Annotated in this window: 7 protein-coding genes and 1 riboswitch; all 7 genes read left to right on the forward strand. The window is 51.9% G+C overall.

The features are described from left to right. The coding region (locus ACML7B_RS09960) for an amino acid ABC transporter ATP-binding protein (RefSeq protein WP_418541053.1) at positions 1-603 on the forward strand (603 nt) is incomplete at its 5' end. Between the two features lie 101 nt (positions 604-704). Continuing rightward, complete coding sequence (gene purB / locus ACML7B_RS09965) at positions 705-2138, forward strand: adenylosuccinate lyase (protein WP_418541054.1); 1434 nt, start codon at positions 705-707, stop codon at positions 2136-2138. Positions 2139-2299: 161 nt separating this feature from the next. Continuing rightward, positions 2300-2412, forward strand: a riboswitch (glycine riboswitch). Positions 2413-2558: 146 nt separating this feature from the next. Continuing rightward, entirely contained in the window at positions 2559-2942 is a 384-nt protein-coding gene (locus ACML7B_RS09970; protein WP_418541056.1) for a GrdX family protein, read from the forward strand. Positions 2943-3009: 67 nt separating this feature from the next. Next, positions 3010-4290 carry a glycine/sarcosine/betaine reductase component B subunit gene (locus ACML7B_RS09975; protein ID WP_197710803.1) on the forward strand — a complete coding sequence of 427 codons (1281 nt, stop codon included), beginning with the start codon at positions 3010-3012 and terminating at the stop codon, positions 4288-4290. 17 nt (positions 4291-4307) lie between these two features. Beyond that, positions 4308-5618 (forward strand): glycine reductase complex selenoprotein B, encoded by a 1311-nt coding sequence (gene grdB / locus ACML7B_RS09980; protein ID WP_418541057.1) that lies wholly within the window; start codon positions 4308-4310, stop codon positions 5616-5618. A gap of 73 nt (positions 5619-5691) precedes the next feature. Further along, positions 5692-6636, forward strand: coding sequence for a thioredoxin-disulfide reductase (trxB, locus tag ACML7B_RS09985; RefSeq protein WP_106788592.1), 945 nt, complete (start codon positions 5692-5694; stop codon positions 6634-6636). A 205-nt stretch (positions 6637-6841) separates the two neighbouring features. Continuing rightward, positions 6842-7159, forward strand: a complete 318-nt coding sequence (trxA, locus tag ACML7B_RS09990) for a thioredoxin TrxA (RefSeq protein WP_106788591.1) — start codon at positions 6842-6844, stop codon at positions 7157-7159. The last annotated feature ends 50 nt before the right edge of the window (positions 7160-7209 follow it).

The raw sequence follows: 7209 nt of genomic DNA on the forward strand, positions 1-7209 counted from the left end.
GTGGGCGGGGAGACCTTGTTTGACGCGGCGGACCCGGTGACCACCCAGGAGTCCGCGATCCGCAAGAAGCGGCTTCATTTCGGCCTGGTATTCCAGTCCTTCAATCTGTTCCCTCAGTATACGGCTCTGGAGAATGTGATGCTGGCTAAGGAGCTTCTGGCGAAAGAGCAGCCGGGATATAAGGAGCGTAAAAAAGAGATCCACGAGGAGATCCGGGAGGAGGCGAAAGTCCTTCTTGGACAGATGGGTCTGGCAGACCGGATGGAGAATTATCCCCATCAGTTATCCGGAGGACAGTGCCAGCGTGTGGCCATTGCCCGGGCGCTTGCCCTGAAGCCGGATATTCTGTGCTTTGACGAGCCCACCTCGGCCCTGGATCCGGAGCTTACCGGAGAGGTGCTGAAAGTCATCCGGTCTCTGGCGGATCAGGAGACTACCATGATCATTGTCACCCATGAGATGGCATTTGCCAGGGATGTATCCAGCCAGGTGCTGTTCATGGACGAAGGGCGGATCCTGGAGCAGGGGACGCCGCAAGAGGTGCTGGAGAATCCCAGGGAGGAGCGGACGAAACAATTCCTTTCCCGTTTTACACAAGGGTAGCAAAAATCAAAAAAATCTGATAGAATGAGAGACAAAAGAGGGGGCAAAAGCTTTTTGCCCCCAATACTATGATAGGGTTGTGAAAAAAGGAGAATGTGAAGATGAGTAACGACAGATATCAAAGCCCGCTTTCTGAGCGGTATGCCAGCAAAGAGATGCAGTATATCTTCTCCCCGGACAAGAAGTTCCGGACCTGGAGAAAGCTGTGGATCGCCCTTGCGGAGACAGAGAAGGAGCTGGGGCTTCCTATTACGGATGAGCAGATCGCGGAGCTTAAAGAGCACGCGGAGGATATTAATTACGAGGTGGCGAAGGAGCGGGAGAATCTGGTGCGCCACGATGTTATGTCCCATGTCTACGCCTACGGGCAGCAGTGCCCTAAAGCCAAGGGGATCATCCATCTGGGAGCAACCTCCTGCTATGTAGGGGACAATACGGATATGATCCTTATGTCAGAAGCGCTGGGACTGGTGCGGGAGAAACTTATCAATGTGATCGCTGAGCTTGCCAGATTTGCCGACGCTTATAAGGCGCAACCTACACTTGCCTTTACTCATTTTCAGCCTGCCCAGCCTACCACCGTTGGGAAGCGGGCTACGCTGTGGCTTCAGGAATTCCTGATGGACCTGGAGGATCTGGAGTATGTGAAGGGAAGCTTAAAGCTTCTTGGTTCCAAGGGAACCACCGGAACCCAGGCCAGCTTCCTGGAGCTTTTTGAAGGAGATCAGGAGACCATCGACAAGATCGATCCCATGATCGCGAAGAAGATGGGATTTGAGGCCTGCTATCCGGTTTCCGGCCAGACCTATTCCCGGAAGGTGGACACCCGGGTCCTGAATGTACTGGCGGGGATCGCGGCCAGCGCCCACAAGATGTCCAACGACATCCGGCTTCTGCAGCATCTGAAAGAAGTGGAGGAGCCCTTTGAGAAGACCCAGATCGGCTCTTCCGCCATGGCATATAAGCGCAACCCCATGCGAAGCGAGCGGATCGCTTCCCTGTCCCGGTATGTGATGATCGACGCGCTGAATCCGGCCATCACCTCGGCGACTCAGTGGTTTGAGCGGACTCTGGATGACTCTGCCAACAAGCGGCTGAGTGTGCCGGAAGGATTCCTGGCCATCGACGGGATCCTGGACCTGTGCCTGAACGTAGTGGACGGTCTGGTGGTATATCCCAAGGTGATCGAGAAACATCTGATGGCAGAGCTGCCCTTCATGGCTACCGAGAATATCATGATGGATGCGGTGAAGGCAGGCGGCGACCGGCAGGAGCTGCATGAGCGGATCCGGGAGCTTTCCATGGAAGCAGGCCGGAACGTGAAGGAGAAGGGCCTGGACAACAATCTTCTGGAACTGATCGCCGCAGATCCGGCGTTCAACCTGACGGAAGAAGAACTCAGGGCGTCCATGGACCCGGCGAAATACACCGGGCGCTCCGCGGTGCAGGTGGAAGCCTACCTGAAGAATGTGGTAAATCCGCTGCTGGAGGAGAACAAGGATCTTCTGGGCGTAAAGGCGGAGATCCAGGTATAGGACGCTGGCAAAAACATACAAAAATCTTGACGGAATTTATGCAATTTTCATAAATTGACTTTAATTTCATTAAGCGGTTGCAAATGAATTAACAATCAGGTATTATTATAGAGAAGAGAGAAATGAGCTATAAATTCTGTCTATAAAACTAAATCGTGGGACGATATTTTTCGAGAGAGAGCGGGGAAAACCGGCCGCCGAAGAGGCAAACCCAAGCTGCAATGGTAAGAACGGTACGGGCGAAACTTTCAGGCAGAAGGATCGGGAAATGGACCACATTCTGAATCTTGTGCTGTATGATAAGACTTTTTGAACAGACGTTATATTATCAGGGCAAAAGACAGAAAAAGGACGACTTACACACATGCAGTGTTTAAATCGTCCTTTTTTATTTAAAATCAAATTCGAGAGGCGAAAAGGATGGAACGAGACGAATATCTGATCATGACAAACAATCCGCTGGTCCTCAAGAAACTGGGAGACACCCACCGAATTGTCTACAAGGAGACCTCCTACGAGGGACTTCTTCAGGAGGTCCGGGACAAGATCCACGAAGGTCATTTGCTTTTGTCACATCCCCTTTCGGGAAGTGTAAAGCCTAATGAAACACCCTATAAATCCGTAATGATAGCGGCGGAAAGAGGGGCGGTAGACGTAAGGTCCCTGGAGATCATCGAGAACGCCATTGCCGCCTGCGGAAAGTTCGAGTTTAAATCGGACCGGTACAAAGGGAAGGTGCTGGAGGATTTCCAACTCATTGACTGGACCTTGCTGGAGAGCGGGATTATGTCGGCAGACGCTTAAGAAACGGTTGTAGAAGCATGAAGCTTTTAAACAATAATATCAAATTTTTTGAAGGAGGGAACCAAAAGTGAGATTAGAAATGGGACACATTTACATCAAGGATATTCAGTTCGCGTCCGAATCCAAGATCGAAGACGGAATCCTTTATGTATCTGAGGAGGCGGTGAAAGCCGTTGCTCTTGAAGACGAGAAGATCAAGAGCGTATCATTCGACATCGCGAAGCCAGGTGAGTCTGTAAGAATCACTCCGGTAAAGGATGTCATCGAGCCACGTGTAAAGGTTGAGGGAAGAGGAGGCGTCTTCCCGGGCGTGATCGCGAAAGTTGACACAGTAGGAGAAGGAAAGACCTATGCCCTGAAAGGCATGGCAGTAGTGACTGCAGGAAAGATCGTTGGATTCCAGGAAGGAATCATCGACATGACCGGTCCTGGAGCTGACTACACACCATTCTCCAAGACACTGAACCTGGTTATGGTATGTGAGCCGGTTGACGACATCAAACAGCATGACTATGAGAAGGCTGTAAGATTCGCAGGCTTCCGTGTTGCCACCTACATCGCTGAGCTGGCGCGCGACCTGACTCCGGACGAGACCAAGGTTTACGAGACCTGCACCATCAAGGAAGGCTTCGAGAAATATCCGGATCTTCCCAGAGTTGCCTATGTGCAGATGCTGCAGAGCCAGGGACTTCTTCACGATACCTATGTATACGGTGTTGACGCAAAGAAGATCGTTCCTACTATTTTAAGCCCCACAGAGGTAATGGACGGCGCTATCGTTTCCGGTAACTGTGTATCCGCCTGCGATAAGAACCCGACCTACGTACATGAGAACAACCCGGTGGTACATGACCTGTTCGAAGAGCACGGCAAGACCATCAACTTTGTATGCCAGATCATCACAAACGAGAACGTATACCTGGCAGACAAGCAGCGTTCTTCCGACTGGACAGCAAAACTGTGTAAGATGCTGGATCTGGACGGCGTGATCGTTTCTCAGGAAGGATTTGGTAACCCGGATACCGACCTGATTATGAACTGCAAGAAGATCGAGGCAGAAGGCGTGAAGACCGTTATCATCACCGACGAGTATGCCGGACGCGATGGCAAATCTCAGTCACTGGCAGACGCGGATGCTGCGGCAGACGCGGTTGTAACAGGCGGAAACGCCAACCAGGTAGTCATCCTGCCGAAGCTTGACAAGGTAATTGGAACTCTGGATTATGTCACCAAGATTGCCGGAGCCAGCGAGGAGACACTCCGCGAGGACGGATCTCTGGAAGTAGAGCTTCAGGTACTCACAGGTGCCACAAACGAGACTGGTTTCAATAAGCTGAGCGCAAGATAGGAAGGGAGGATAAGCAAATGGCTAAGTTAAAAGTAGTACATTACATCAATCAGTTCTTTGCACAGATTGGTGGAGAAGAGAAGGCAGATTATCCGGTAGAGCTCCGCAAAGGCGAGATCGTTGGACCGGGTATGGCGCTGACACAGAATTTTAAAGACGACGCGGAGATCATCGCGACCATCATCTGCGGTGACTCTTATTTCAACGAGAACCTGGATACCGCTAAGGAAGAGATCCTGAAGATGGTAAAGGAACTTGCTCCGGACGTATTCGTAGCTGGTCCTGCTTTCAACGCCGGACGTTACGGCGTTGCCTGCGGAACCATCGCGGCAGCGGTTCAGGAAGAGCTGGGAATCCCGGCAGTAACCGGTATGTATGTAGAGAACCCGGGCGCAGATATGTTCAAGGATAAGGTTTACATTGTTTCCACCAAGAACAGCGCGGCGGGCATGAGAGACGCAGTGAAGAAGCTGGCTCCTCTTACCGTGAAGGTAGGAAGAGGAGAGCCGGTAGGCGCTTCCTGTGAAGAGGGATATATCCCCAACGGAATCCGTGTAAACTTCTTCGAGGAGGAGAGAGGATCCAAGCGTGCGGTGAAGATGCTGCTGGCCAAGCTTGCCGATAAGCCGTTCACCACAGAGTATCCGATGCCTGATTTCGACCGTGTGGCTCCGAATCCGGCAGTGAAGGATCTGGCTCATGCCAAGATCGCTCTGGTTACCTCCGGTGGTATCGTTCCGAAGGGCAACCCGGACCACATCGAGAGCTCCAGTGCTTCTCACTACGGCGAGTATGACATCACAGGCGTGATGGATCTGACCGAGGAGACTTATGAGACCGCTCACGGCGGATACGATCCGGTTTATGCTAATGAAGACGCAGACCGTGTACTTCCGGTTGACGTGCTGAGAGATATGGAGAAGGAAGGCGTGATCGGAGAACTCCATCACCTGTTCTACACCACCGTTGGAAACGGTACTGCGGTAGCTTCCGCGAAAGCATTCGCGGCAGAGTTCGCCAAGAAGCTGGTTGCAGACGGCGTTGACGCAGTTATCCTCACCTCTACCTGAGGTACCTGTACTCGTTGCGGTGCAACGATGGTAAAAGAAATCGAGAGAGCTGGACTTCCGGTTGTACATATCTGTACAGTAACGCCGATCTCCATGACGGTTGGCGCCAACAGGATCGTTCCTGCGATCGCGATCCCGCATCCGCTGGGCAACCCGGCACTGGATAAAGATGAAGAGAAGGCACTGCGCCGTCACATCGTTGAGAAGGCTCTTACAGCCCTGACAACCGAAGTTGACGACCAGACCATCTTCGAGTAATCAGATACCTTAAGCTCCTGGGAGGGGCTTGGTGTATACACAGAACTTTAGAAAAAGGAGACGAGACAGAAAAATGAGCAAGATTTATGATGTTATCGTCCTGGGTGCAGGTCCTGCCGGTTTGGCGGCAGGACTGTACGCGGGCAGAAGCCGCCTCTCTGTCCTGATCATTGAGAAAGGACAGGACGGCGGACAGATCGCGATCACGGATGAGATCGAGAACTATCCTGGACAGATCGTTGAGGGCGAGTCAGGACCTTCCCTGATCGCGAGAATGACCGAGCAGGCTGCCAAGTTTGGCGCTGAGCGTGTCTCCGATACGATCAAAGAAGTAGAATTGAACGGCGATGTAAAGGTATTGAAGAGCGAGAAAGCTGAGTACCAGGGCAGAAATGTGATCATTGCCACCGGCGCTCACGCAAGACCCATCGGCTGCAAGGGCGAGGCGGAATTCCTTGGAAAGGGAGTATCTTACTGCGCGACCTGCGACGCCAACTTCTTTGAGGACTTTGAAGTTTATGTGGTAGGCGGCGGCGACTCCGCAGTGGAAGAGGCGATGTACCTGACCAAGTTCGCGAGAAAGGTAACCATCATCCACAGACGGAACGAGCTGCGTGCGGCCAAGTCCATCCAGGAGAAAGCGTTCAAGAATCCAAAGCTTCACTTTATGTGGGATTCCGTTGTGGAGGAAGTAGGCGGAGACGACATCCTTCAGTGGATGAAGGTGAAGAACGTCAAGACCGGCGAGATCACCACAGTAGAGGCTGACGAAGAGGACGGCATGTTCGGTGTATTCGGATTCATCGGAACCATCCCCAACAGCAAGCCGTTTGAAGGCATCATCGATATGGACGAGAGAGGCTACATCAAGACAGACGATGATATGCACACCAACATTCCGGGCGTATACGCCGCCGGAGACGTTCGTATCAAGAGCCTGCGCCAGGTAGTGACCGCTGCCGCAGACGGAGCGATCGCAGCCGTACAGGTAGAACGCAGCATGTCCGACTATTTCTAAAAAGCAACAAGCACAGCGTTAGGTTGGCGGAAGCTGACAGACGTCGTGCTTGCACGTAAGGCGGTCAGCTTTTGACAAGCGGCATTGAGCGCCAGCCCAATGAACGAAAGAGCGTCCCGCGCAGCGGGACAAAAGCTGCGAAGCAGCGGCTCTTGAGTGCGCTGTGCGCAATATATATTATTTTCAAAAAAGGAGGATGATTCCCATGTTGGATCTGGACAAGACAAATTTTGAAGAAGAAGTATTAAAAGCAGACGGCTATGTATTCGTAGACTTCTACGGAGACGGCTGCGTACCCTGCCAGGCACTGATGCCGAAGGTACATGAATTCGCTGACACCTACGGTGACAAGCTGAAATTCACATCCCTGAACACCACCAAGGCACGTCGTCTTGCTATCGCTCAGAAGGTCCTCGGCCTTCCGGTTATGGCGATCTACAAAGATGGTGAGAAGGTAGAAGAGCTTGTAAAAGAAGACTGTACCGTAGAGAGCATTGAGGCGATGATTAAGAAATACATCTAATCTTTAGATGATTTCTCGATCATAGATTTTCAAACTTGTTTGACACTACA

This window comes from Massilistercora timonensis (assembly GCF_048354975.1).
In the GTDB taxonomy this organism is placed as follows: Bacteria; Bacillota; Clostridia; order Lachnospirales; family Lachnospiraceae; genus Massilistercora; species Massilistercora timonensis.

Excerpts from the sequence above, each read along its gene's own strand:
- purB (WP_418541054.1), top strand. The coding sequence starts at position 705 with ATGAGTAACGACAGATATCAAAGCCCGCTTTCTGAGCGGTATGCCAGC.
- ACML7B_RS09970 (WP_418541056.1), top strand. The coding sequence starts at position 2,559 with ATGGAACGAGACGAATATCTGATCATGACAAACAATCCGCTGGTCCTC.
- trxB (WP_106788592.1), top strand. The coding sequence starts at position 5,692 with ATGAGCAAGATTTATGATGTTATCGTCCTGGGTGCAGGTCCTGCCGGT.
- trxA (WP_106788591.1), top strand. The coding sequence starts at position 6,842 with ATGTTGGATCTGGACAAGACAAATTTTGAAGAAGAAGTATTAAAAGCA.